22 protein-coding genes are annotated in these 22,545 nt (G+C 63.4%); 9 read left to right on the forward strand and 13 right to left on the reverse strand.

What is annotated here, in order from left to right:
* From APH27_RS21560 to APH27_RS21570, 3 genes are all read right to left on the reverse strand, one after another.
* Window positions 1-497 (reverse strand): tRNA-uridine aminocarboxypropyltransferase (locus APH27_RS21560; protein WP_060485872.1); only part of this gene is annotated, 497 nt, incomplete at its 3' end.
* Window positions 498-678: 181 nt separating this feature from the next.
* The gene (locus APH27_RS21565; RefSeq protein ID WP_060485873.1) at window positions 679-2,244 is read right to left on the reverse strand and encodes a PAS domain-containing methyl-accepting chemotaxis protein; all 1,566 of its coding nucleotides are present in this window, start codon (window positions 2,242-2,244) and stop codon (window positions 679-681) included.
* 124 nt (window positions 2,245-2,368) lie between these two features.
* Window positions 2,369-3,262: a LysR family transcriptional regulator gene (locus tag APH27_RS21570; protein ID WP_027918723.1), complete on the reverse strand. Its 894-nt coding sequence runs from the start codon at window positions 3,260-3,262 to the stop codon at window positions 2,369-2,371.
* Between the two features lie 226 nt (window positions 3,263-3,488).
* On the opposite strand from APH27_RS21570, the gene speB reads away from it, so the two are divergent.
* Together speB and APH27_RS21580 are read left to right on the forward strand one after the other, a co-directional pair.
* A complete protein-coding gene (gene speB, locus APH27_RS21575) occupies window positions 3,489-4,439 on the forward strand; it encodes an agmatinase (RefSeq protein ID WP_012315641.1) in 951 nt (316 codons plus the stop codon).
* A 132-nt stretch (window positions 4,440-4,571) separates the two neighbouring features.
* Window positions 4,572-5,951, forward strand: a complete 1,380-nt coding sequence (locus APH27_RS21580) for a sodium:solute symporter (RefSeq protein WP_027918721.1) — start codon at window positions 4,572-4,574, stop codon at window positions 5,949-5,951.
* Between the two features lie 199 nt (window positions 5,952-6,150).
* Here APH27_RS21580 and APH27_RS27010 read toward each other — a convergent pair whose 3' ends face one another.
* The gene (locus APH27_RS27010; RefSeq protein WP_305728788.1) at window positions 6,151-6,279 is read right to left on the reverse strand and encodes a PA1414 family protein; all 129 of its coding nucleotides are present in this window, start codon (window positions 6,277-6,279) and stop codon (window positions 6,151-6,153) included.
* A gap of 124 nt (window positions 6,280-6,403) precedes the next feature.
* Window positions 6,404-7,297: a LysR family transcriptional regulator gene (locus tag APH27_RS21585; protein WP_060485874.1), complete on the reverse strand. Its 894-nt coding sequence runs from the start codon at window positions 7,295-7,297 to the stop codon at window positions 6,404-6,406.
* 106 nt (window positions 7,298-7,403) lie between these two features.
* On the opposite strand from APH27_RS21585, the gene APH27_RS21590 reads away from it, so the two are divergent.
* Window positions 7,404-8,573, forward strand: coding sequence for an MFS transporter (locus APH27_RS21590; protein WP_060485875.1), 1,170 nt, complete (start codon window positions 7,404-7,406; stop codon window positions 8,571-8,573).
* 128 nt (window positions 8,574-8,701) lie between these two features.
* Here APH27_RS21590 and APH27_RS21595 read toward each other — a convergent pair whose 3' ends face one another.
* Both APH27_RS21595 and APH27_RS21600 read right to left on the reverse strand, forming a co-directional pair.
* A complete protein-coding gene (locus APH27_RS21595; RefSeq protein WP_060485876.1) occupies window positions 8,702-9,628 on the reverse strand; it encodes a DMT family transporter in 927 nt (308 codons plus the stop codon).
* A 106-nt stretch (window positions 9,629-9,734) separates the two neighbouring features.
* Window positions 9,735-10,130: a hypothetical protein gene (locus APH27_RS21600; RefSeq protein WP_027918717.1), complete on the reverse strand. Its 396-nt coding sequence runs from the start codon at window positions 10,128-10,130 to the stop codon at window positions 9,735-9,737.
* A 197-nt stretch (window positions 10,131-10,327) separates the two neighbouring features.
* Here APH27_RS21600 and APH27_RS21605 point away from each other — a divergent pair, with 197 nt between their 5' ends.
* Window positions 10,328-10,600: a hypothetical protein gene (locus tag APH27_RS21605; protein ID WP_027918716.1), complete on the forward strand. Its 273-nt coding sequence runs from the start codon at window positions 10,328-10,330 to the stop codon at window positions 10,598-10,600.
* 155 nt (window positions 10,601-10,755) lie between these two features.
* On the opposite strand, the gene APH27_RS21610 is transcribed toward APH27_RS21605, so the two are convergent.
* Window positions 10,756-12,117: a DEAD/DEAH box helicase gene (locus APH27_RS21610; protein WP_027918715.1), complete on the reverse strand. Its 1,362-nt coding sequence runs from the start codon at window positions 12,115-12,117 to the stop codon at window positions 10,756-10,758.
* Window positions 12,118-12,223: 106 nt separating this feature from the next.
* Between APH27_RS21610 and APH27_RS21615 the strand changes: the two genes are divergently transcribed.
* Window positions 12,224-13,525, forward strand: a complete 1,302-nt coding sequence (locus APH27_RS21615) for a mechanosensitive ion channel family protein (protein WP_060485877.1) — start codon at window positions 12,224-12,226, stop codon at window positions 13,523-13,525.
* Window positions 13,526-13,643: 118 nt separating this feature from the next.
* On the opposite strand, the gene APH27_RS21620 is transcribed toward APH27_RS21615, so the two are convergent.
* The 4 genes from APH27_RS21620 to APH27_RS21635 form a co-directional block, all read right to left on the reverse strand.
* On the reverse strand, window positions 13,644-14,579 hold the full coding sequence (locus APH27_RS21620) for an AEC family transporter (RefSeq protein ID WP_060485878.1): 936 nt from the start codon (window positions 14,577-14,579) through the stop codon (window positions 13,644-13,646).
* A gap of 1 nt (window position 14,580) precedes the next feature.
* Window positions 14,581-15,456 (reverse strand): carboxylate/amino acid/amine transporter, encoded by an 876-nt coding sequence (locus APH27_RS21625; RefSeq protein ID WP_027918712.1) that lies wholly within the window; start codon window positions 15,454-15,456, stop codon window positions 14,581-14,583.
* A 321-nt stretch (window positions 15,457-15,777) separates the two neighbouring features.
* Window positions 15,778-16,377: an FMN-dependent NADH-azoreductase gene (locus APH27_RS21630; RefSeq protein ID WP_027918711.1), complete on the reverse strand. Its 600-nt coding sequence runs from the start codon at window positions 16,375-16,377 to the stop codon at window positions 15,778-15,780.
* 110 nt (window positions 16,378-16,487) lie between these two features.
* Window positions 16,488-16,802, reverse strand: coding sequence for a 3-phosphoglycerate kinase (locus APH27_RS21635; RefSeq protein WP_027918710.1), 315 nt, complete (start codon window positions 16,800-16,802; stop codon window positions 16,488-16,490).
* A 48-nt stretch (window positions 16,803-16,850) separates the two neighbouring features.
* On the opposite strand from APH27_RS21635, the gene APH27_RS21640 reads away from it, so the two are divergent.
* From APH27_RS21640 to APH27_RS21655, 4 genes are all read left to right on the forward strand, one after another.
* Complete coding sequence (locus APH27_RS21640) at window positions 16,851-17,774, forward strand: LysR family transcriptional regulator (protein ID WP_027918709.1); 924 nt, start codon at window positions 16,851-16,853, stop codon at window positions 17,772-17,774.
* Between the two features lie 13 nt (window positions 17,775-17,787).
* The gene (locus APH27_RS21645; RefSeq protein WP_027918708.1) at window positions 17,788-18,600 is read left to right on the forward strand and encodes an alpha/beta fold hydrolase; all 813 of its coding nucleotides are present in this window, start codon (window positions 17,788-17,790) and stop codon (window positions 18,598-18,600) included.
* Window positions 18,594-19,151, forward strand: coding sequence for a peptidylprolyl isomerase (locus APH27_RS21650; RefSeq protein ID WP_027918707.1), 558 nt, complete (start codon window positions 18,594-18,596; stop codon window positions 19,149-19,151). The genes APH27_RS21645 and APH27_RS21650 overlap by 7 nt, the downstream gene beginning before the upstream one ends.
* A 62-nt stretch (window positions 19,152-19,213) precedes the next feature.
* A complete protein-coding gene (locus APH27_RS21655; protein WP_060485879.1) occupies window positions 19,214-21,046 on the forward strand; it encodes an ABC transporter ATP-binding protein in 1,833 nt (610 codons plus the stop codon).
* A gap of 123 nt (window positions 21,047-21,169) precedes the next feature.
* Here APH27_RS21655 and APH27_RS21660 read toward each other — a convergent pair whose 3' ends face one another.
* Window positions 21,170-22,297 (reverse strand): GNAT family N-acetyltransferase, encoded by a 1,128-nt coding sequence (locus APH27_RS21660; protein WP_027918705.1) that lies wholly within the window; start codon window positions 22,295-22,297, stop codon window positions 21,170-21,172.
* Between the last annotated feature and the right edge of the window lie 248 nt (window positions 22,298-22,545).

A 22,545-nucleotide genomic window follows, 5' to 3' on the forward strand; every position in this document is an offset into this window, starting at 1 on the left:
GGCTGTTCCAACACATTCAACGCCTGCACCACCGCCTCGATGGTCGACACCGCCCCCGGTTCCGGGGCCTTGCGCAGGCGGTAGCGTGAAGGCGCCACCTCGGCCAGGGTCACTCGGGGCAGAGCGTCGAGCAGCGGGTTCAGGTACAGCAGCTTGCGCGCCTTGCGCCAGGTGCCGTCGGGGACGATCAACAGCAATGGCCTGTCGTCCGTTTCACCGTAGGCTGCCAACGTTTGGGCCTGCTCGCCCGGGAACAGCAGTACAGGCCGATAGCCTGGGGTGGCCAACAGCTCGTCAAGATCAGCAAACACTTCCCCGACGCGCAACTCGGCATTGACCAGCCCCAGGGCGGCCAGGCGGGCGGTGTTCAGGGCGTGGGCGGTTTCACTGGGGTGCTGCAGCAAGAGCACGCGGGTGCGGCTGTCGAGAGCGGGAATCAGTGGGCAGAGGCAATGGGCGAGCGGGCGCTGGCAGCGTTCGCAGTGGGGTCTGGGCATGGCGGTCTCCGGTGACGGAGGGATTTTGCCACAGGCTGAAATGTTGGGCCCGCGTTGCGGGCCATCGCCGCGGTTCGTCGCCACGACACGCGCGGCTCCCGCAGAGATATCACCCGACTCTAAGGCGGTGAAGATCCCTGTGGGAGCGGGCTTGCCCGCGAATGGTCCTGAAAACCCGGACCTACCGGTTGAACCGCTCCGCCAGGCTGTGCAGGTATTCGGCCATCCGCTCCAAGTCCTGGCTGATCTCCGCCCCCTGCTTGGCCTGCCCCGCTGTCTGGTCGCACAGTTGGGCAATCCGCACGATCTGCTGGTTGATGTCCTCGGCCACATGGCTCTGCTGCTCCGACGCCGTGGCCATCTGTTGGCTCATGCCGGTAATGCGGCTGACCGCCTGGGCAATCCCGGCCAGCGCCGTCTGCACCGCTTCGACGCTGTGAACGCTGTCCCGCGAGATCTGCTCGCCGCGGCTGGCGGTGCTCACCGCCCGCTCGGCCCCGGCGCGCAGCGAGGCGATGATCTGGTGAATCTCGTCAGTGGAAGCGCGCGTGCGCCGTGCCAGCGACCGCACTTCGTCGGCAACCACGGCAAAGCCCCTGCCCTGCTCGCCCGCCCGGGCCGCCTCGATCGCGGCATTGAGCGCCAGCAGGTTGGTCTGCTCGGCAATCGAGGTGATCGTGTCGACCACGCTGCCGATCGACTGGGTCTGCTCGGCCAGGGCATTGACAGCCTGGCCGATATCGCTGACCGCCTCGCTCATGCTGCCCATGGCCTTCAGGCTCTGCTGCGCCAGTTCGCTGCCGTGCTGGGCCAGTTGATCGGCATCGCCAGCCGCGTGAGCGGTGCTCTGCACATTGTGGGTGACCTCCTGAATGGTCGCCGCCATCTGCGCGATGGCCGTGGCCGACTGGTCGGTCTCGCTGCGCTGGCGGTCGAGCATCTGCGCCTGGGCATCGGACAGGTCGGCCGACTGCGCGGCGCGTGACTTCACGCCGACGCCGGCATCCACCAGGCGGGTAAGCGCGGTTTGCAGGCGCGCCTCTTCGCTGATGATTGCCAGGTCCAGCTGGCCCCGCAGGCCGGGGTTGTCACTGTAGGTCAGGGCCACCAGGGGGCTGGTGAACGCCTTGGGGTGTTCAGCGAGCGTGCGGCGAATCGCCTGGCTTTGCTGATGCTCGATCAGGTGCCAGGCCACCAGCAGGCTTGCCATCAGTAGCCCCAGTGCCGCAAAAGCCGGCAGCCACACGTAAGCGGCTGCGGACACCAGGCCCGCACCGATCAACGGCCAGCCATGCCCCAGCAGCTGGCCCAGCCGGGCCGCCGCTGGCACCGCCGGCTTGCCCCCGCGCAATCGTGCATAAAGCGCTTCGGCACGGCGGATCTGCTCACGGCTTGGGACCGAACGCACCGACTCGTAGCCACTGATGCGGCCATTCTCGTAAATGGCCGTGACATAGGCGCTGACCCAGTAATGATCGCCGTTCTTGGCGCGGTTCTTGACCACGCCCATCCACGGCTTGCCCTGCTTGATGGTCTCCCACATATGCCCGAAGACCGCTGGCGGCATATCAGGATGGCGCACCAGATTGTGCGGCTGGCCGACCAGCTCGTCGTAGGTGAAGCCGCTGATCGCAACGAAGGCATCGTTGCAGTAGGTGATGCGGCTGTCGAGGTCCGTGGTGGAGATCAGCCGCTGATCGCCGGAAAAGGTTCTTTCGTGCTCAGTGACGGGCAAATTCATGCGCATCTTGGGGCGGTCCCTGCTCGTATAGATGAAGGGCATCACAGCAAGTAGAGGTTTAGCAGAACGCCATCACCGAAGAGGTCAGGTCAGCGTAGGAATTGGCCAACTTTCCGACGGGCTACACCCCTCACCCCACGTACAACTGACTCTTCAGCAGGTCGCGGAAGGTCTGAATCAGCGGCTCGCGGCTGCGGCCACGGCGGATGATCAGCGAGAATGGCGCCTGGTAGCCGAACGTGGCCGGCGATAGCACCCGCAAATCGCCTTTGTCCGCCCACGCCTGGGCGTAGTGCTCGGGCAGATAGCCAATGTAGGCGCCCGAGAGGATGAGGATCAGCTGCGCCTCCATGCTCTCGACTGTCGCCGCACTGTGCTTGAAGCCATGCCGGGCCAGCTCGGCCTGGCTCCAGTAACCGCGCCCGACCATGCGCTGCTGGGTTACCACCTGCTCAGGGATGCGCCTTTCGGCAAACAGCGGGTGGCGGCTGCTGCAATACAGCCAGTGCTGCTCCCGGTACAGCGGCTGGTAAAGCAGGCCGCTCATGCGCGAGGAGAACGCACCGATGGCCAGGTCCAGGCGATTGTCCTGCACGCCCAGTTGCAGTTCGTATGGGCTGGATACCGACAGGTGCAGGTGCACGGCCGGGTGTTCCTGGCTGTAGGCGCCGATCACTTCGGCCAGCGGCAGTGCGCGATCGCCGACGGTGGAATCGATCACACCGAGGTTGAGGGTGCCGCGCAGCTCGCCCTTGAGCGCTGCAGCGTACTGTTCGAAACCATCCAGCTCGGCCAGCAGGCGCAGCGTCTCCTGATGGAACAGCTCGCCTTTGCTGGTCAGGCTGAAGCCGCCGCGGCCGCGGTGGCACAGGACGATACCCAAGGCGCCTTCGAGCTGGCTCATGTAGGTACTGATGGCCGAGGTCGACAGGTTGAGCTCGCGCTGGGCATTGGCGAACCCCTGGTGGCGCACCACGCTGACGAAGATGCGCAGCAGTTTCAGGTCGGGCAAGGTCGAGGCCATGGTGCAACGGTTCCGCAAGGGGTGTTTGTGCGCAGTCTAACCGCTCCAGCGGCCTTTAGTTCAGAAATTCCTGAAGTAAGTATTTGCCGGTAGCGATTTTTCCCGCGCACTACCTTGCGCAGACTTGGCCGAAATGTCCCTGCCCGCCGGCATATCCAGACTGGGAAGGCGTGCGGCGGAACAGGTTCGAACAAACAGAACAATCGACCGACTGATGAGGCCCACCGTGGACAAAGTTCTCCACCAACCACTGGGCGGCAACGAAATGCCGCGTTTCGGCGGCATCGCCACCATGCTCCGTCTCCCACACCTGCAAAGTGCCGAAGGCCTGGACGCCGCGTTCATCGGCGTGCCGCTGGACATCGGCACCTCGCTGCGCTCCGGCACCCGTTTCGGCCCGCGGCAGATCCGCGCCGAATCGGTGATGATCCGCCCGTACAACATGGCCACCGGTGCCGCCCCGTTCGACTCGCTGTCGGTGGCCGACATCGGTGACGTGGCGATCAACACCTTCAACCTGCTCGACGCCGTACGCATCATCGAAGAAGCCTACGACGAGATCGTCGAGCACAATGTCATCCCGATGACCCTGGGTGGCGACCACACCATCACCCTGCCGATCCTGCGCGCCTTGCACAAGAAGCACGGCAAGATCGGCCTGGTACACATCGATGCCCACGCCGACGTCAACGACCACATGTTCGGCGAGAAGATCGCCCACGGCACCACCTTCCGCCGCGCCGTGGAAGAAGGCCTGCTCGATTGCGACCGCGTGGTGCAGATCGGCTTGCGCGCCCAGGGCTACACCGCCGACGACTTCAACTGGAGCCGCCGCCAGGGCTTTCGCGTAGTGCAGGCCGAAGAGTGCTGGCACAAGTCGCTGGAACCGCTGATGGCCGAAGTGCGCGAAAAGGTCGGTGGTGGCCCGGTGTACCTTTCGTTCGACATCGACGGCATCGACCCGGCCTGGGCGCCTGGCACCGGCACCCCGGAAATTGGCGGCTTGACCACCATCCAGGCGATGGAGATCATTCGCGGCTGCCACGGCCTGGACCTGATCGGCTGTGACCTGGTCGAAGTCTCCCCGCCTTACGACACCACCGGCAACACCTCGCTGCTTGGCGCCAACCTGCTGTTCGAGATGCTCTGCGTGCTGCCAGGCGTCGTGCGCCGCTGACACCGCTTTACCCCGGCAGGAGCCATGAGGGAGGGCCATAGAGGCCCGCCAACACAAGACTAGACCGCCGGGCGCCGTGAACACGCCTGCGCGGTCGATCTCGCCATAATAAAGATAATCGGGAGACCCCCAATGGCCTTGGACATCATTGTTGTAATGATCTATACCGCCGGCATGCTCGGGCTGGGCTGGTATGGCATGCGACGCGCAAAAACCCACGAAGACTACCTCGTGGCCGGGCGCAACCTCGGCCCCACCCTGTACATGGGCACCATGGCCACCACCGTGCTCGGCGGCGCCTCCACCGTTGGCACCGTGCGCCTGGGCTACGTCCATGGCATCTCTGGCTTCTGGCTGTGTGCCGCCCTGGGCCTGGGCATCATCGCCCTCAACCTGTTCCTCGCCAAACCGTTGCTGCGCCTGAAGATCTTCACCGTCACCCAGGTGCTGGAACGGCGTTACAACCCCATGGCCCGCCAGGCCAGTGCGGCGATCATGCTGGCCTATGCGCTGATGATCGGCGTCACCTCGACCCTGGCCATGGCGACCGTGCTGCAAGTGCTGCTCGATCTGCCCTTCTGGGCGTCGCTACTGCTCGGCGGCGGCGTGGTGGTGGTCTACTCGACCATCGGCGGCATGTGGTCGCTGACCCTCACCGATATCGTCCAGTTCGTGATCAAGACCGTTGGCCTGATGTTCATCCTGCTGCCGATCTGCCTGTACAAGGCCGGTGGCTGGGACACCCTGGTGGCCACGTTGCCGGCGGCCAGCTTCAGCTGGACCACCATCGGCTGGGACACCATCATCACCTACTTCCTGATCTACTTCTTCGGCATTTTGATCGGCCAGGACATCTGGCAGAGGGTTTTCACTGCCCGTGACGAAAAGGTCTGCCAGCGCGCCGGTACCACTGCAGGTGTGTACTGCGTCCTGTACGGCCTGGCTTGCGCCCTGATCGGCATGTCCGCACACGTGCTGATGCCGGACCTGGCCAACCCGAACAATGCCTTTGCCGAGATGATCAAAGGCCAGCTGCCCGAAGGCATTCGTGGCCTGCTGATGGCGGCGGCCCTGGCGGCCATGATGTCCACTGCCAGTGCCGGCCTGCTGGCGGCCTCGACCACCCTGACCGAAGACCTGCTGCCCAAGCTGCGTGGCGGCAAGCAATCGAGCCTGGGCATCAGCCGCCTGTTCACCCTGATCACCGGCCTGGTGGTGCTGGGCATCGCCCTGGCGGTGAACGATGTAATCAGCGCCCTGACCCTTGCCTACAACCTGCTGGTCGGCGGCATGCTGATCCCGCTGATCGGTGCGATCTTCTGGAAGCGCGCAACCACCGCAGGCGCCATCGCCAGCATGTCGCTGGGCTTTGCCACCGCGCTGTTCTTCATGTTCAAGGACGGGCTGGATGCCAACACGCCAATCTACTACAGCCTCGCTGTCGGCCTGGTGAGCTTCGTGCTGGTGAGCGCGCTGTCGCGCAAACCGGTGGGTGAAGTGAAGCTGGCCTGATGGGCCAGCCTGCACCGGTCTTTTCGCGGGTAAGCCCACTCCCACATGGATATCACCGCTTTCAAGGCCTGTGAGTCTCCTGTGGGAACGGCGGTTCGGCGCCCCGATTTACCCGCGAAAGGGCCGATACTGCCCAAGCAAGTGCAACAGACACAAAAAGGCCGCGGCATCTATCCAGATGCTGCGGCCTTTTTGCATTTCAGCGACGACGCGGCTGGCGCCTGCGCTGCTCTTCATCAGTCGGGATCGGCACCGGCTGCAAGGGTGGTGGAATCAGCCCCAAAGCGACGCCCAGGTCGTGGAGCCAGTTGAACATTTGGTTTTTCATAATGCCCCCTTGACGGGTCAGCCTCACGGCAATTCAATCCTGCGATGTTTCATACAGATCATAGCCCGATGTCCTGTATTACGCATGCTCTTGTATCTACAGATATGGGCTAGCATGACGCGGATCAAGCGGAAACGGCGCATTCCGACGACTGGTTAATCGTTTCGCTTTGTTGCAGGTCCATCCAGGCCTGCAAATTGGCCCCGCGCATCCCCTGTCGCCACATCAGCCAGGTTTGCGCGTGATCGAACGGCGACTGCAGGCGATGAGCGCTCACCCGATCGCGCCCAGGCAAGCTGTCGAGCATCGACTGCGCCATCAAGGCCACCCCTGCACCGGCGATCACGCAGGCCAGCATGCTCTGGTACGACTCGATCTCCATCACACGCCCCATGGGCGTGTGGTCATGGGCATACCACGCCTCCAGACGCATACGGTAGGAACAACCCTGGCGGAACGTGAACACCGCCTTGCCTGCCACGTCCTTGGCACTGCGCACCGCTGGGTGCTCGGGGCTGGTGATCAACACCAGCACTTCATCGCACAGTGGCACACCATCCAACCCGGCCAGGCGGGGCGGGCCGTCCACCAATGCCGCATCCAGACGATGGCTGAGCAACCCTTCCAGCAGGTCGCCGCTGGGTGCTGCCTGCACCTGCAGGTTCACTGCCGGGTGTTGCTGGTGGTAGCGCGCCAACAGGGCTGGCAAGTGGATGGCGGCAGTGCTGTACATGGTGCCCAGCACAAAATCGCCGGCCGGTTGCCCGCCCTGCACCGCCGCCACGGCTTCATCACGTAACGCTGACAGGCGGTTGGCGTAATCCAGCAGCACCTTGCCCGCAGGCGACAGCTGCAGGCGCTGGCGCTCACGCAGGAACAGCTCTACCCCTAGCTGCTCTTCGAGCTGGCGCAGGCGCGTCGACAGGTTCGACGGCACCCGGTGCAGGCGCTCGGCGGCGCGGGTTACCGAACCTTCCTCGGCCACCGCCTGAAAGATGCGCAGTTGGCTGAACTCCATGACATTCTCCAAAACAGAACAACTTGATCATCATTATTCAATTTTATTGAAAGTCAATGCGCCCTACCCTGCCATCCATCGCATTGATTCGCGCAGGAGAGTACTCATGTCGCCCTTCGTACAACTGCTGGCCAGCGCCGTGGCCCTGATGATGGCCATGGGCATCGGCCGCTTCGCCCTCACTCCGCAACTACCGCAACTGATCGCTGAAGGCCAGTTCGACCTGACCGCCGCCGGGCTGGTGGCGGCAGCCAACTACCTGGGTTACTTCCTCGGCGCCGTAGACGCCATGTACGCGCGGCGGCCGAACCAGGTGCGGCTGCGCCTGCACGCGGGCCTGTGGCTGTGCGTGCTGCTGACCCTGGCTTCCTGGGCCGCTGACGGTTTCTGGAGCCACCTGCTGCTGCGCTTCGGTACCGGCTTAGCCAGTGCCTGGGTGCTGGTGATGATCACCAGCCTCAGCCAGCAGGTAGCCAATGCCCACAACCGCCAGCGCCTTGGGGCGATGGTGTTCGCCGGGCCCGGGCTGGGTATTGCACTGACGGGTTTGCTGGCACTGGTGGCGCATCTGCTCGGGCTTGGTTCGGCGGCACTCTGGCTGGTGTATGCCATTGCCGCCCTGGTGATGTTGCTGGCCGTACTCCCCTGGCTGCCTCGCGCCCTGCAGCCTGCCGTAGCGCCCGCCGCTGCGCAGCCGGGCCCAACCCGCAGCGTCGGCATCGGCCGCCTGGGGCTGGTCTATGCCTTGTACGGCATCGGCTACATCCTGCCGGCGACCTTCCTGTCGCAGATGGCCAACCAGCAATTTCGCGGCAACTGGATGGCTGACCTCTTCTGGCCAGCGTTTGGCCTGGCGGCGGCGCTCGGTGTGGTGCTGGTCAGCCTGCGCCGGGCGGGCCGTACGTCGGCCTGGCTGACACTCACTCTGTGGTTGCAGGGATTGGGAGTGCTGGCCTGCCTGATGGGGGGTGGTGTTGGCCTGGCACTGGGCGTGGTGCTGTGCGGCGGGCCATTCCTGGCTTGCATGCAACTGGTGATGCAGCGCTCGCGGGAACTGGCACCGCATGCCACGCAGCGCAATGCCGGGCTGCTGACCGCCTGCTTTGCCTTGGGGCAGTTGAGTGGGCCTTTGTTGGCGGCACTGAGCAACCACTACAGTGGGAGTCTGCAGCCAGCGCTGGTGCTGGCGGCGGTTGGGCTGGGACTGGCAGGGGTACTGGTGCTGAGCGCTGAGGGTAGCCCTCAAGATTGCCAGGCAGCGACCCGAACAGCCTGAAATTTTGAGATTTCCAGTACCGGCCCTTTCGCGGGTAAACCCGCTCCCACAGGGTTACAACAGAGTTCGAGCCTGCTCAGTCCATGTGGGAGTGGGTTTACCCGCGAAAGGGCCGGTACTGGCAACCTTCAACCCAAGAACTTGCGCAGTTGCTGCTTCACCCAAGGCTCTGCGCTCACCAGGATCACGCCCAGCAGCACCATCACCGCCCCAAGCACAAAGTTCACACTCAACGGCTCGCCCAGCAGCAGCACCCCGAAGGTCACGCCGAACAATGGGGTGATGAACGAAAACACCGCCAGGTTGGAGGCCAGGTACTTGCGCAGCAGCCAGAACCAGGTCAGGTAACTGATGAACGACACCACGATCCCCTGGAACAGCACACTGCCCATCGCAAGCGGCGTCAATCTCACATCGCCAATCTGCCCGCTGACCAGAGCGATCAACAGCAACCCGGCAAAGCCCATCGCCAATTGATAAAACAAGGTAAGGGTGGCTGGGGCCTCGGAAAGGCGCGAGCCACGTACCACTACCGTGGTCGCGCCCCAAGCCAGCCCGGCGAGCACGCCAAAGGCATCCCCCAGCAGCATGCGCCCATCCATCTCGGCGAACGACATCCCCCCCGCGAAGGCCATCGCAATCCCGGCAAAGGCCAGCACGATGCCCAGCCACTGCAACAACCGCAGCCGCTCGCTGGGCAACATGAAGTGCAAGCCAAGCGCTGTAAACACCGGCGCTGTGTAGAGGAACACCGACATGTGCGCCGCCGAGGTCAGCTTCAGCCCCTCGGCAATGAACAGGAACTCAAGCCCGAACAAGCCGCCGGCCAGCAGCCCTGCCCGCCAGGTGCTGCCCACCTGTTCCCAGCCGCCGCGCCAGCAGATCATCAGCCCCACCAGCACTGCGGCGATGCAATTACGCAAAGCTGCCTGCATCACTGGCGCGATATCCACCGCCGCAGTCTTGATCAGTACCTGCTGGCAGCCCCAGATCAGGCACAGGCCCAACATCACCTGAAAGGCGAAGGCATCGGGATGCTTGCGGGCCGCGCTCATGGGCGGGCCTTTTGGGTGGTCGAGGGCATTGGCTAGGGCTCGGCAGGGGTCAAGGAATACCGATTATCGGGTTTCCCTGTCCGCTCTTGCCAGCCTCAAAACGACCTCAAGCGATCTGCGCCTTTGCAGACACCTGCTCGAAGGTGGCTTCGTCCAGCCCGTCAGCCTGCTCATCAAGCACCTGACGCGGGTGTTCGAAGCCCGGGATGCTGCTGTCGATCAAGCTCAATAGGCGCGACCCACGCTCGGTGAGCACGAAATTCTCGCCATTGCCGCCATCCTCTTGCGGCCGACTTTCGATGAAGCCGCGCTCGAACAGCAACTTCTCGTACTCGCAGGCACGGGTTTTCAGATGGTCAAGATCGCCCACCGACTGGCCCTTGGCGGCCAGTGCCGCGGCGTGCTGCTCGGCATAGGGGCGTGGCGTGAAGCTGTGACCGGCGCCGTTCTGCACTTCGTGCAGCATGCGCTCGATCAGGTCCCAGTCGTAGGTGCTGCTCATGGAGGTGGCCTCCTGCTGTGGACGAAGGGGGTATACAGGTTCGGACCTGTTGGCAGGCGGGAGTGTTCCAAAAGATATCTGGAGCCGAGGGGGATCGCGGTAAATATACCCAGGGGTATAGCCGCCGGTCGTTGGCACTGAACCAACCCTCGCGCGCGGGCCTCCACCGCGCATCACCAACGCCGGAGGTAGAAAGGATGAAACCGCTGCTGCGCATCGCCTGTGCCACCGCCCTGTGCTGTGCCCTGCCCGCCTGGGCCTGCACACCGGAAGAGGCCACACAAAAACGTGAAGAGCTGGCCGGGCTGGTCAGTCAACTGACCGAGCAGAACCCGCAGAAGGCCAAGGAGATAAATGACGAGCTCCAGGGGATGGAGCTAGGGACGGCGAGCAAGGATTTGCCCGACAAATGTCAGTTGATCGACAAGCGGATCAAGGAGCTGAAGGAAGCAGAAAAGAAAACGGAATGATTCATCAGCCGCTGGCGCCAGCCCTGTAGGAGCGGCCTTGTGTCGCGAAAGGGCTGCACAGCAGCCCCGCGATGTTCGCATTGAAGCATCAATTCAGGGGCCGCTTTACGGCCCTTTCTCGACACAAGGCCGCTCCCAAAGGAACCTGATCAGACTTACTCGGCTGCCGGCTTGCGCTTCTTCAGCGGCGCCAGGCCATCGGAACTGGCCAGCGGGGCATTAGGCCGAGGCTTGGCAGTCGGCTTGCGCTTGGCAGCGGCCTTTTTCTCGCCGGCCTTCTTGTCGACCTTCTTCTTCTTGGCACCCACCGCCTTGCCCGAAGCCTTGACCTTCTTCGGCCCGTTGTAGGTACCTTTCACTTCCTTGATCACCCGGCGCTCGAACTGCTGCTTGAGGTAGCGTTCGATGCTGGACATCAGGTTCCAATCATTGTGGGTGATCAACGAAATCGCCAGGCCTTCACCGCCGGCACGGCCGGTGCGGCCCACACGGTGCACGTACTCGTCGCCGCTGCGTGGCATGTCGAAGTTGATCACCAGGTCCAGGCCGTCGATGTCCAGGCCACGGGCCGCCACATCGGTGGCCACCAGCACCTTGGAGCTGCCCTGCTTGAAGCGCTCGATGGCCAGCTTGCGGTCCTTCTGGTCCTTCTCGCCGTGCAGTACGAACGCTTTCACGTCCTTGGCCACCAGGTGGCCGTAGATGCGATCGGCCAGGGCGCGGGTGTTGGTAAAGATGATCGCCTTGTCGAAAGTCTCGTTGGCCAGCAGCCACTGCACGATGGCTTCCTTGTGCTGGTCGTGGTCGGCGGTGATGATCTGCTGGCGAGTGCCTTCGGCCAGCTGCGAGACGCTGTTGAGCATCAGGTGCTCAGGGTCTTTCAGTACCTTGCCGATGATGTCGCGCAGGGCCGCGCCGCCGGTGGTGGCGGAGAACAGCAGGGTCTGCTCGCGGTTCTCGCACTCCTTGCACAGGCGCTCCATGTCTTCGGCGAAGCCCATGTCGAGCATGCGGTCGGCTTCGTCGAGGATCATCACTTGCACGTGGGACAGGTCGAGGTTGCCCGCGTTGAGGTGCTCGAGCAGGCGGCCCGGGGTGCCGATCAGCACGTCCGGCACCTTGCGCAGCATGGCGGCCTGCTCCTTGAAGTCTTCACCGCCGGTGACCAGGCCCGCCTTGATGTAGGTGAACTGCGAGAACAGCTGCACTTGCTTGAGGGTCTGCTGGGCCAGCTCGCGGGTCGGCAGCAGGATCAACGAGCGGATCTCGACGCGCCCGCCTTTGAGGTCAACCAGGCGGTTGAGCAGCGGCAGGACGAACGCTGCGGTCTTGCCGCTGCCGGTCTGCGCGGTCACACGCAGGTCGCGCCCTTGCAGGGCCAGGGGGATGGCCGCGGCCTGCACCGGGGTTGGCTCGACAAATTTAAGCTCGGCCACGGCTTTAAGCAGGCGTTCATGCAGGGCGAATTGGGAGAACACGGAGGTAACCTCAGGCAAGTGCGGGAAATTCAGTTGCATAGGGTAACGTTTTCTGCCGCCTTAGCCGAATTTCTTTTGGCAACTTTGTTGGCTTCCGCGCTCTAATGGCGCTTCGTTTCGCTGCAATAGACTGGTTTACAAGCTTATGGACATCCAACGCATCTGGCGTGACAGCCTCGACCTATGGGGCACCCTCGACCAACATCCCCTGCTCCACGCCGCCATCGGGCTGGCGGTGCTGCTGCTGATTTCCCTGGTCCTCGGCCGCCTGGCGCGCTTTCTGGTACTGCACAGTGCGCGCCTTCTGGCCCGGCAGGCAGCACTGAAGTGGCTCGACGACCTGCGCCATAACAAAGTGTTCCACCGCCTGGCCCAGACCATCCCGTCGCTGGTGATCCAGTTCGGCCTGAAGCTGGTGCCGGAGCTGTCCGAAACCGCCCAGCACTTCCTCGGCAACGTCGCCCTGGCCTTCACCCTGCTGTTCATGACCATGGCCCTGTCGTGCCTGCTGGATGCCCTGCTGGACATCTACGCCCGCACCGAACACGCCCGCACCCGCTCGATCAAGGGCTACGTGCAGCTGGCCAAGATGATGCTGTGGATTTTTGCCTCGATCGTCATCGTCGCCACCCTGATCGACCGCTCGCCGCTGTTGCTGCTGTCAGGCCTGGGTGCGATGTCGGCGGTGCTGCTGTTGGTGTACAAGGACACCCTGCTGTCATTCGTCGCCAGCGTGCAGCTGACCAGCAACGACATGCTGCACGTGGGCGACTGGATCGAGATGCCCCAGGTCGGCGCCGATGGCGATGTGGTGGATATCACCTTGCACACGGTCAAGGTACAGAACTTCGACAAGACCATCGTCTCGATCCCGACCTGGCGCCTGATGAGCGAGTCGTTCCGCAACTACCGCGGCATGCAGCAGTCGGGCGGGCGGCGAATCAAGCGCAGCCTGTTCATCGACGCAGCCGGTGTACGCTTTCTGACCCCGGACGAGGAACACCGCCTGAGCCAGGTGAGCCTGCTGGGCGACTACCTGGCCGGCAAGCGCCAGGAACTGCTGGCCTGGAACGAGGCGCTGGGGCCAGTGCCCGAACTGTCGGCCAACCGCCGCAAATTGACCAATATCGGCACGTTCCGGGCGTTTGCCCTGGCCTACCTGAAGAACCACCCGAATGTGCACCCGAACATGACCTGCATGGTGCGGCAGATGCAGACCACCGCCGAAGGGGTGCCGCTGGAGATCTACTGCTTTACCACCACCACAGTGTGGGCGGACTACGAGCGGATTCAGGGGGATATCTTTGACTATCTGCTGGCGGTGTTGCCGGAGTTTGGGTTGAGTCTGTATCAGCAGCCGAGTGGCAATGACATGCGGGTGGGGTTGGCTGGGCGGGTTGGGCAGGAGCCAATTGCGCGCCGATTGGAAGATATGAGCGAGGCTTGAGATTGCCGGGGCTGCCGTGCAGCCCATTCGCGGGTGAACCCGCTCCTACAAGTACCGCGCAACGCTTAGGCCTGCGCAAATCCTGTGGGAGCGGGTTTACCCGCGAAGAGGCCCTCAACTACCCCGCATAACCCAGCAGGTACAACAGCCCGGTCAAGGTCACCAGGGACGCCACGGTCGATAACAGGATCGTCCGCGAAATCAGCCCCGCCTCGCGGTTGTAGTACTCGGCCAGCATGAACGGCCCGGTGCCGGTCGGCAGCGCCGCCAGCAATACCGCCGAAGCCGCCCACATGGTCGGCAGGCTGAACACCTTGAACGCCAGCACCCAGGTCAGCGCGGGCTGGCCAATCAGCTTCAGGCCCACCAGCGGCCATGGGCTGGCTTGCGAACCGGTACGTTTCTCGGCCAGGAACGCCCCCAGCGAAATCAACGCACAAGGCGTGGTGGCCAGCGCCAGCATGTCGAGAAAATGCATCACCGGCTCGGCCAACCCCAGCCCGCCCATGGCCCAGCCCGCCCCTGCCAGCGGCGAAATCACCAGCGGGTTCTTCGCCAGCGCCTTGCTGACCAACAGGATGGCACGGCCGATCTGCCGCTCTTCCTGCAGGCCGATCTCGATCAGCGTCAGGGAAATCGCGAATACCAGGCAGACCACGATCAACGACGAGATCAGTGCCGGTTGCAGGCCAGGCTGGCCAAACAACAGCAGGCACAGCGGGATGCCGATGTAGCCGGTATTGGCATAACCGGCGCTGAGCCCGTCGATGCTCGCTGCCACCAGCCCATGGCCGCTGTAAAGGCGCCAGCCCAGGGTCACGACAAACATCGCCAGCGCGCCGGCGCCGAAGGCCACGATGAAGCCCGGGTGCCAGATCTCACTCCAGGTCGCTGTGGCGGTGACCTTGAACAGCAGCGCCGGCAGGCACAACCAGACCACCATCTTGTTGATCTCGGCGGCGGCCTTGTCACCGAGCTTGTTGGTCTTGCGGCATAGAAAGCCGACCAGGATCAGGGCAAAGATCGGCGCGACAATGACGAAGATGGTATGCATGTCAGGCCTTGCCGGTCGCAGGCGCCTGCGCGCGATTGCCCAGCCGGCTCAGCCACACCGAGGCAAGAATGATCGCCCCCCCCAGGAACAACCGGCCAAGCGGCTCGTCGCGGTTCCAGATCAGCAGGTTCAGCAGCAGCCCCACTGGCACATGCAGGTTGTTCATCACCGCCAGCGTGGCGCCAGAGACCAGGCACGCGCCCTTGTTCCACCAGTACAGGCCCAGTGCCGTCGGGCACAGGCCGAGGAACAGCAGCACCAGCCACTGCACCTGGGTGCTCGGCAGATGCTGGGCATTGCCGAACAGCAGGAACGCCGGCAGCGCCACGATCAGCGCACCCAGGTAGAAGTAGCCAAAACGCTTGTAGTGCGGCAGGTCGCTGGGGTTGCGCGCCACCAGGTGGCGGTACAGCACCTGGCCAGCGGCATAGGTGAAGTTGGCCAGTTGCAGCAGCAGGAAGCCGATGAAGAAGTCGCCACTGATGCTGTCGAAGCGGATTACCCCGGCCCCTGCCACGGCCACCAGGGCGGCGAGCAGCGCCCAAGGGTTGAAGCGCCGGTTCAAGGCGTCTTCGATCAAGGTCACGTGCAACGGCGTGAGGATGGTGAACAGCAGCACTTCCGGCACGGTCAGCACGCGGAAGCTCAAGTACAGGCAGACGTAGGTGATGCCGTACTGCAGCGCGCCGATCAGCAGCATCGAGCGCAGGAAGCGCGGCTCGACCTGGCGCCAGCGGGTCAGCGGCAGGAACACCAGGCCCGCCAGCACCACGCGCGCGAGCACGGCGAAATAGCTGTCGACGTGCCCGGCCAGGTACTCGCCGATCAGGCTGAAGGAAAACGCCTGGATCAGCGCGACGATTATCAGGTAGCCCATGGTTGCCTCTCGTGGATCAAGGGCGCGACCTTAGCGGGTTGCGGCAAGTGAGTTCAACCATTGGGAAAGTAAGGGTGGCTGGCCACTCGGTCTTTGTAGGAGCGGCCTTGTGTCGCGAAAGGGCTGCAAAGCAGCCCCGGCAGTATGTGCTGCCGTGCTGAGATCTTGGGGGGCGCTTCGCACCCCTTTCGCGACACAAGGCCGCTCCTACAACAGCAAAAGCAGACCGCGTGCGCAGGCATAAAAAAGCCCGGCCATAAGGCCGGGCAGGTACACCCAAAGGAGCAAAAACAGGTGTCAGGGATGGGAATTCGTTGAGCCTCAGGCCACCGCAGCCAGCTTGGCCTTGGCCTGGTTCAGGCCCTTCTCGTGGAACTCACCGCTCATGTTCAGGCCTTCGGCATGAATGAAGTCGACATCGTGAATACCGATGAAGGCCATCACCTGGCGCAGGTACGGTTCCTGATGGTCGCTGGTAGCACCGGCATGGATGCCGCCGCGGGCAGTCAGGACAATGGCGCGCTTGCCGGTGAGCAGGCCTTGCGGGCCGGTCGGGGTGTACTTGAAGGTGATGCCGGCGCGCAGCACGTGGTCCAGCCAGGCCTTCAGGGTGCTGGGGATGGTGAAGTTGTACATCGGCGCAGCCAGCACCAGCACGTCGGCCGCCAGCACTTCATCGGTCAGCTCGTTGGAACGGGCCAGGGCTTCCAGTTCGGCGGCGCTGCGCTGTTCTTCAGGTTTCATCCAGCCACCGAGCAGGTTGGCATCCAGGTGCGGCACCGGGTTCACCGCCAGGTCACGTACGGTGATCGCGTCGGCCGGATGCGCCGCCTGCCACTGCTGGATGAAATCACGGGTCAGTTGACGGGACACGGAATCCTGCTGGCGGGCGCTGCTTTCGATGATCAGTACGCGGGACATGGGGTGCCTCCATCGGCAAAAAGGGTAGCGATTCGATGGAGGTGAGATTAAGGCTTGACCTATCGATAAAAAAGCGTAAAAAGTGGGTTCAATCTATCGATTAATCAGTTTTATTGCGCTTTGCAGCTCAGCGCGATGCGCAGCTTGATGATCTGCCGGTTGAAATTGGCCGTCACGTCGACGCTTTTACCGGCCGGCACGTTGACCCGGCGCACCCGTGGCGCCTCGGGCCCGTTGCGGAAGGTCACCTTGCAGGCCGCCGGCACTTGCCCATAGTTGTTCAGGGTAATGGAGCCGATGTCGTAGGCAGTGTCGTAGGTGGTGTAGTCCAGCTTGACCCCGGTCAGTTCCTTCTCCACGTCGATGGGGTAAGCCATGGCCCCAAGGGGCAGGCACATCAGTATTGCCGCACAACATTTCTTCATGGGGCGCTCTCCTTGAAAGAGCGCAGCTTAGGACAACAGGAGCCAAACATGAAAGCGCCGCGCGTGACCCTGGATCAATGGCGGACCCTGCAGGCAGTGGTCGACCATGGCGGGTTTGCCCAGGCCGCCGAAGCCCTGCACCGTTCGCAGTCTTCGGTCAGCTACACCGTGGCACGCATGCAAGAGCAGCTGGGTGTGCCGCTGTTGCGCATCGATGGCCGCAAGGCCGTGCTGACCGAGGCCGGCAATGTGCTGCTGCGCCGTTCGCGGCACCTGGTCAAGCAGGCCAGCCAGCTGGAAGACCTCGCGCATCACATGGAGCAAGGCTGGGAAGCCGAGGTGCGCCTGGTGGTCGATGCGGCCTACCCCAGCGCCCGGCTGGTACGCGCCCTGGCCGCGTTCATGCCGCAGAGCCGCGGTTGCCGGGTGCGCCTGCGTGAAGAGGTGCTGTCCGGCGTCGAAGAAGTGATGCACGAAGGCATCGCCGACCTTGCCATCAGCAGTTACAGCATCGGTGGTTACCTGGGCACCGAGCTGAGCTCGGTGGAGTTCGTTGCCGTCGCCCACCCCGAGCACAGCCTGCACCGCCTGGGCCGGGAGATTACCTTCCAGGACCTGGAAAGCCAATTGCAGGTGGTGATCCGCGACTCCGGCCGAGCGCAGCCACGCGATGTCGGCTGGCTCGGCGCCGAGCAGCGCTGGACCGTCGGCAGCCTGGGCACCGCCGCCACCTTCGTCGGCAGCGGCCTGGGCTTTGCCTGGCTGCCACGGCACATGATCGAACGTGAGCTGCACGACGGCGTGCTGAAGCCACTGCCGCTCGATCAGGGTGGCAGCCGCCACCCACTGTTCTACCTTTATTCGAGCAAAGAGAAGACCTTGGGCCCGGCCACGCAGATTCTCATCGACCTGCTGCGCAATTTCGACACTGCGCCACTGGACGTGCCCTTCGCAGCCCCCCCACAAGCCTGAGAGGACCGCGCCCATGGCCTATTTCGAACATGAAGGATGCTCGCTGCATTATCAGGAATATGGCCAGGGCGAGCCCCTGGTGCTGCTGCACGGCCTGGGCTCCAGCAGCCAGGACTGGGAGCTGCAGGTACCTGAACTGAGCCGCCACTACCGGGTGATCCTCATGGACATCCGCGGCCACGGCCGTTCCGACAAGCCACGCGACGGTTACCAGATCGCCACGTTCAGCGAAGACCTGCTGGCCCTGCTCGAGCACCTGCAGACTGGCCCGGTGCACTTCGTCGGCCTGTCCATGGGCGGCATGGTCGGTTTCCAGTTCGCAGTCGATCACCCGCAATGGCTGCGCAGCCTGTGCATCGTCAACAGCGCACCCGAGGTCAAGCGCCGCACCCGCGGTGACTGGCTGTGGTGGCTCAAGCGCTGGGGCCTGGCGCGCATCCTCAGCGTCGAGACGGTTGGCCAGGGCCTGGCCGCCAGGCTGTTCCCCAAGCCCGGGCAAGCCGACCTGCGCAAGAAGATGGCAGAACGCTGGGCACGCAATGACAAACGCGCCTACCTCAAGAGCTTCGACGCCATCGTCGACTGGGGCGTGCAGGAACGCATCGGGCAGATTCGCTGTCCCACGCTGGTGATTGCAGCCGACCACGATTACACCCCGATACAACTGAAAGAGCGCTACGTCGCCCTGATGCCCCACGCCAGGCTGGTGGTCATCGACGATTCCCGGCACGCTACGCCCCTCGATCAACCCGAGGTCTTCAACCAGACCCTGCTGCAGTTCCTCGCAGCCGCTTCCACCTCTCAAGGATCATTGAGCCCATGCTGAAAAAAATCCTGCTTACCGCCTGCTCGGTCGCCTTCGCCACCAGCGTCATGGCTTCCGACAAGACCCCGCACGTACTGCTGGACACCAGCTTCGGCCAGGTCGAAATCGAGCTCAACGCCGAGAAGGCACCGATCAGTACCAAGAACTTCCTCGGTTATGTCGACAGTGGTTTCTACAACAACACCATCTTCCACCGCGTGATCCCGGGTTTCATGGTCCAGGGCGGCGGTTTCACTGACCAGATGGTGCAGAAAGACACCAAGGACCCAATCAAGAACGAAGCCAGCAACGGCCTGCAGAACACCCGCGGCACCCTGTCGATGGCGCGCACTTCCAACCCGAACTCGGCCACCAGCCAGTTCTTCATCAACGTCGCCGACAACGACTTCCTCAACCCGGGCCGCGACGCCGGTTACGCCGTATTCGGCAAAGTGACCAAGGGCATGGAAGTGGTCGACCAGATCGTCAATTCGCAAACTACCGTCAAGAAAGGCATGCGCGATGTGCCGGCCGACCCGGTGTACATCAAGTCCGCCAAACGCATCGACTGACTGCAGGTTTCACAGGGACGTGAAACCTTCCGAGGTCGGGTAGCACAGGAGTCTTGTCACCCATGCTGTACCGCCGTTTCGAGCAACTGATCGATATCTTCCGCGACGCGCCCAGCGAGTCGCCGCCCGGCCAGGTCTGGCCTTTCTACCTGTATTACCTGCGCCAGGTCTGGCCGAGTTTTCTCGCCCTGCTGGTGGTGGGCCTGTTCGCCTCGCTGATCGAGGTGGCGATGTTCAGCTACCTGAGCCGCATCATCGACCTGGCCCAAGGCACGCCCAATGCCAACTTCTTCAGCGACCACAGCGGCGAGCTGATCTGGATGCTGGTAGTGATCCTGCTGCTGCGGCCGGTCTTCTTCGGCCTGCACGACCTGCTGGTACACCAGACCATCAACCCCGGCATGACCAGCCTGATCCGCTGGCAGAACCACACCTATGTGCTCAAGCAGAGCCTGAACTTCTTCCAGAGCGACTTCGCCGGGCGCATCGCCCAGCGCATCATGCAGACCGGCAACTCGCTGCGTGACTCCGCCGTACAGGCGGTGGATGCGCTGTGGCATGTGCTGATCTACGCCATCACCTCACTGGTGCTGTTCGCCGAGGCCGACTGGCGCCTGATGCTGCCGCTGCTGCTGTGGATCACCGGCTACATTGCCGCGCTGTACTACTTCGTGCCGCGGGTGAAGGAGCGTTCGGTGATTTCCTCCGACGCCCGCTCCAAGCTGATGGGGCGGATCGTCGATGGCTACACCAACATCGCCACCCTCAAGCTGTTCGCCCATACCGACTACGAACAGCAGTACGCCCGCGAAGCGATCAGTGAACAGACCGAGAAAACCCAGCTGGCGTCGCGCGTGGTCACCAGCATGGACGTGGTCATCACCACCCTCAACGGCCTGCTGGTCGTCACCACCACCGGCCTTGCGCTGTGGCTGTGGAGCCAGTCGCTGATCACCGTCGGCGCCATTGCCCTGGCCACTGGGCTGGTGATCCGCATCGTCAACATGTCGGGTTGGATCATGTGGGTGGTCAACGGCATATTCGAGAACATCGGCATGGTCCAGGACGGCCTGCAGACCATCGCCCAGCCGGTCACCGTCACCGACAAGCCCCATGCGCCGCCACTGAAGGTCAGCCGCGGCGCCGTGCGCTTCGACAACGTGGACTTCCACTATGGCAAGGCCGCCAACGTGATCGAAGGGCTCAACCTGGACATCCGCCCGGGCGAGAAGATAGGCCTGATCGGCCCGTCAGGCGCCGGCAAGTCGACCCTGGTCAACCTGCTGCTGCGCCTGTACGACGTACAGGGCGGGCGCATCCTGATCGACGGCCAGGACATCGCCGAGGTCAGCCAGGCCAGCCTGCGCGCGCAGATCGGCATGATCACCCAGGACACCTCGCTGCTGCACCGCTCGATCCGCGACAACCTGCTGTATGGCCGCCCTGGCGCCAGTGAAGCGGCGCTGCACGAAGCCGTACGCCGCGCGCGGGCCGACGAGTTCATTGCACAGCTGTCGGACGCCCAAGGCCGAACAGGTTTCGATGCCCATGTCGGCGAGCGGGGGGTGAAACTGTCTGGCGGCCAGCGCCAGCGCATCGCGATTGCCCGGGTGCTGCTGAAGAACGCACCGATCCTGATCATGGACGAAGCCACCTCGGCGCTGGACTCGGAGGTCGAGGCGGCCATTCAGGAAAGCCTGGAAACGCTGATGCAAGGCAAGACAGTGATCGCCATCGCCCACCGGCTGTCGACCATCGCCCGGATGGACCGACTGGTAGTGCTGGACAAAGGGCGGATCGTCGAAAGTGGCAGCCACAGTGAATTGCTGGAGCAGCGGGGCCTGTATGCCCGCTTGTGGCATCACCAAACTGGCGGCTTTGTCGGGGTCGACTAAGCCCTGTTCCGGCCTCTTCGCGGGCAAGCCCGCTCCCACAGGGACTGCACAAGTCTCAAGGACGACGGTGACCCTGTGGGAGCGGGTTCACCCGCGAAGCGGCACGAAAAGGCAATAGAGATCTCAGTCCTTGCGGTAAGGCAGCATCTCTTTGGCTTCCTCGGCATACCCCCTCACCCCTGCCCGCTCCTGCTGCAGAAAATCCTCCACCGCTCGCCGCAACCCCGAATGCAACAGGTAATGCCACGACCGCGTCAGCACAGGCTCGAACCCGCGAATCAGCTTGTGTTCGCCCTGCGCCCCGGCATCGAAACGCTGCAGCCCTTCGGCAATGGCAAAGTCCATGCCCTGGTAGAAGCAGGTCTCGAAATGCAGCCGGTCAAATTCATCAAGGCAGCCCCAATATCGACCGAACAGGCTGTCGCCCCCGACCAGGCTCAAGGCCATTGCCACATCACGCCCGCCCTGGCGCGCCATCACCACCCGCACAGCCTCGGGCATGCGCTCGGCCAGCAGGCTGAAGAATTCCCGGGTCAGGTACGGTGAGCGCCTGCGCACCGCATAGGTGTTGGCGTAACAGAGGAAGACGAAATCCCACTGCGCCTCGTCCAGCTCGTCGCCGCGGTACCAACGAAAATCAATGCCCTGCCCCGCCACCTGCTCACGCTCCTTGCGCATCTGTTTGCGCTTGCGTGAGCTGAGGCTGTCGAGAAAGTCCTGGAAGTCACGATAACCGTGATTGCGCCAATGAAACTGGCAGCCCAGTCGCTCCATCCAGCCCGGCAGGCCGGCTATCTGCGCATCCAGCTGAGCATCGGTGAAATTGATATGCGCCCCCGACAACCCGCCCTTGCCCAAGTACTCCGGCAATGCCTGCAGCACCAGCAAGGCATCGGCGGGGTCCACCGCCAGCAGGCGCGGCCCGCTGACGGGGCTGAACGGCACGGCACCGAGCAGCTTGGGGTAATAGGCGATGCCGGCACGCTCGCAGGCATCGGCCCAACCGTGATCGAACACGTACTCGCCATAGGAATGCCACTTGCGATAAGCCGGCAGCAACGCACGCACCTGCCCGTCACGTTCGAGCACCAGGTGTTCGGCTGCCCAGCCGGTGTTGGGCGCCACGCTGCCGCTGTCTTCCATGGCACTGAGAAAGGCATGGCGCAGGAACGGTTGGCCAGGGGGAACCAGGGCATCCCAGGTCGCCGCTGGCAGGTCACGCAGGTGGGCAAGGCTGTAGAGACTGGTCACGTTTTCGACTCACTGTTCAAGGCCATCAGTATCGGCGAACAGGGGCCCGTCGCTCAAATGATGATCGGCCCGTTTCGCCTTTCTCTCTCAATTACTTAACAGCAGTGCCATTAATTAGACATTATTCTGTCATTCGCCCCCGCAATACTTGCGCCTGTTTTCCGGAACCCCAGAACCTGTCTAGTCAGGCCCTTTCCGAAGACATGCCAACATGGGGGTGGGCGCTAAGCCTCCCCAAATCTTTTAAG

The organism is Pseudomonas sp. NBRC 111123, from assembly GCF_001320205.1.
GTDB lineage: Bacteria > Pseudomonadota > Gammaproteobacteria > Pseudomonadales > Pseudomonadaceae > Aquipseudomonas > Aquipseudomonas putida_J.

Excerpts from the sequence above, each read along its gene's own strand:
- APH27_RS21585 (WP_060485874.1), bottom strand. The coding sequence starts at position 7,297 with ATGGAGTTCAGCCAACTGCGCATCTTTCAGGCGGTGGCCGAGGAAGGT.
- APH27_RS21605 (WP_027918716.1), top strand. The coding sequence starts at position 10,328 with ATGAAACCGCTGCTGCGCATCGCCTGTGCCACCGCCCTGTGCTGTGCC.
- APH27_RS21630 (WP_027918711.1), bottom strand. The coding sequence starts at position 16,377 with ATGTCCCGCGTACTGATCATCGAAAGCAGCGCCCGCCAGCAGGATTCC.
- APH27_RS21650 (WP_027918707.1), top strand. The coding sequence starts at position 18,594 with ATGCTGAAAAAAATCCTGCTTACCGCCTGCTCGGTCGCCTTCGCCACC.
- APH27_RS21640 (WP_027918709.1), top strand. The coding sequence starts at position 16,851 with ATGAAAGCGCCGCGCGTGACCCTGGATCAATGGCGGACCCTGCAGGCA.
- APH27_RS21595 (WP_060485876.1), bottom strand. The coding sequence starts at position 9,628 with ATGAGCGCGGCCCGCAAGCATCCCGATGCCTTCGCCTTTCAGGTGATG.
- APH27_RS21615 (WP_060485877.1), top strand. The coding sequence starts at position 12,224 with ATGGACATCCAACGCATCTGGCGTGACAGCCTCGACCTATGGGGCACC.
- APH27_RS21610 (WP_027918715.1), bottom strand. The coding sequence starts at position 12,117 with ATGCAACTGAATTTCCCGCACTTGCCTGAGGTTACCTCCGTGTTCTCC.
- APH27_RS21565 (WP_060485873.1), bottom strand. The coding sequence starts at position 2,244 with ATGCGCATGAATTTGCCCGTCACTGAGCACGAAAGAACCTTTTCCGGC.
- APH27_RS21570 (WP_027918723.1), bottom strand. The coding sequence starts at position 3,262 with ATGGCCTCGACCTTGCCCGACCTGAAACTGCTGCGCATCTTCGTCAGC.
- APH27_RS21635 (WP_027918710.1), bottom strand. The coding sequence starts at position 16,802 with ATGAAGAAATGTTGTGCGGCAATACTGATGTGCCTGCCCCTTGGGGCC.
- APH27_RS21580 (WP_027918721.1), top strand. The coding sequence starts at position 4,572 with ATGGCCTTGGACATCATTGTTGTAATGATCTATACCGCCGGCATGCTC.
- APH27_RS21600 (WP_027918717.1), bottom strand. The coding sequence starts at position 10,130 with ATGAGCAGCACCTACGACTGGGACCTGATCGAGCGCATGCTGCACGAA.
- APH27_RS21590 (WP_060485875.1), top strand. The coding sequence starts at position 7,404 with ATGTCGCCCTTCGTACAACTGCTGGCCAGCGCCGTGGCCCTGATGATG.
- APH27_RS21620 (WP_060485878.1), bottom strand. The coding sequence starts at position 14,579 with ATGCATACCATCTTCGTCATTGTCGCGCCGATCTTTGCCCTGATCCTG.
- APH27_RS21625 (WP_027918712.1), bottom strand. The coding sequence starts at position 15,456 with ATGGGCTACCTGATAATCGTCGCGCTGATCCAGGCGTTTTCCTTCAGC.
- APH27_RS21655 (WP_060485879.1), top strand. The coding sequence starts at position 19,214 with ATGCTGTACCGCCGTTTCGAGCAACTGATCGATATCTTCCGCGACGCG.
- APH27_RS27010 (WP_305728788.1), bottom strand. The coding sequence starts at position 6,279 with ATGAAAAACCAAATGTTCAACTGGCTCCACGACCTGGGCGTCGCTTTG.
- APH27_RS21645 (WP_027918708.1), top strand. The coding sequence starts at position 17,788 with ATGGCCTATTTCGAACATGAAGGATGCTCGCTGCATTATCAGGAATAT.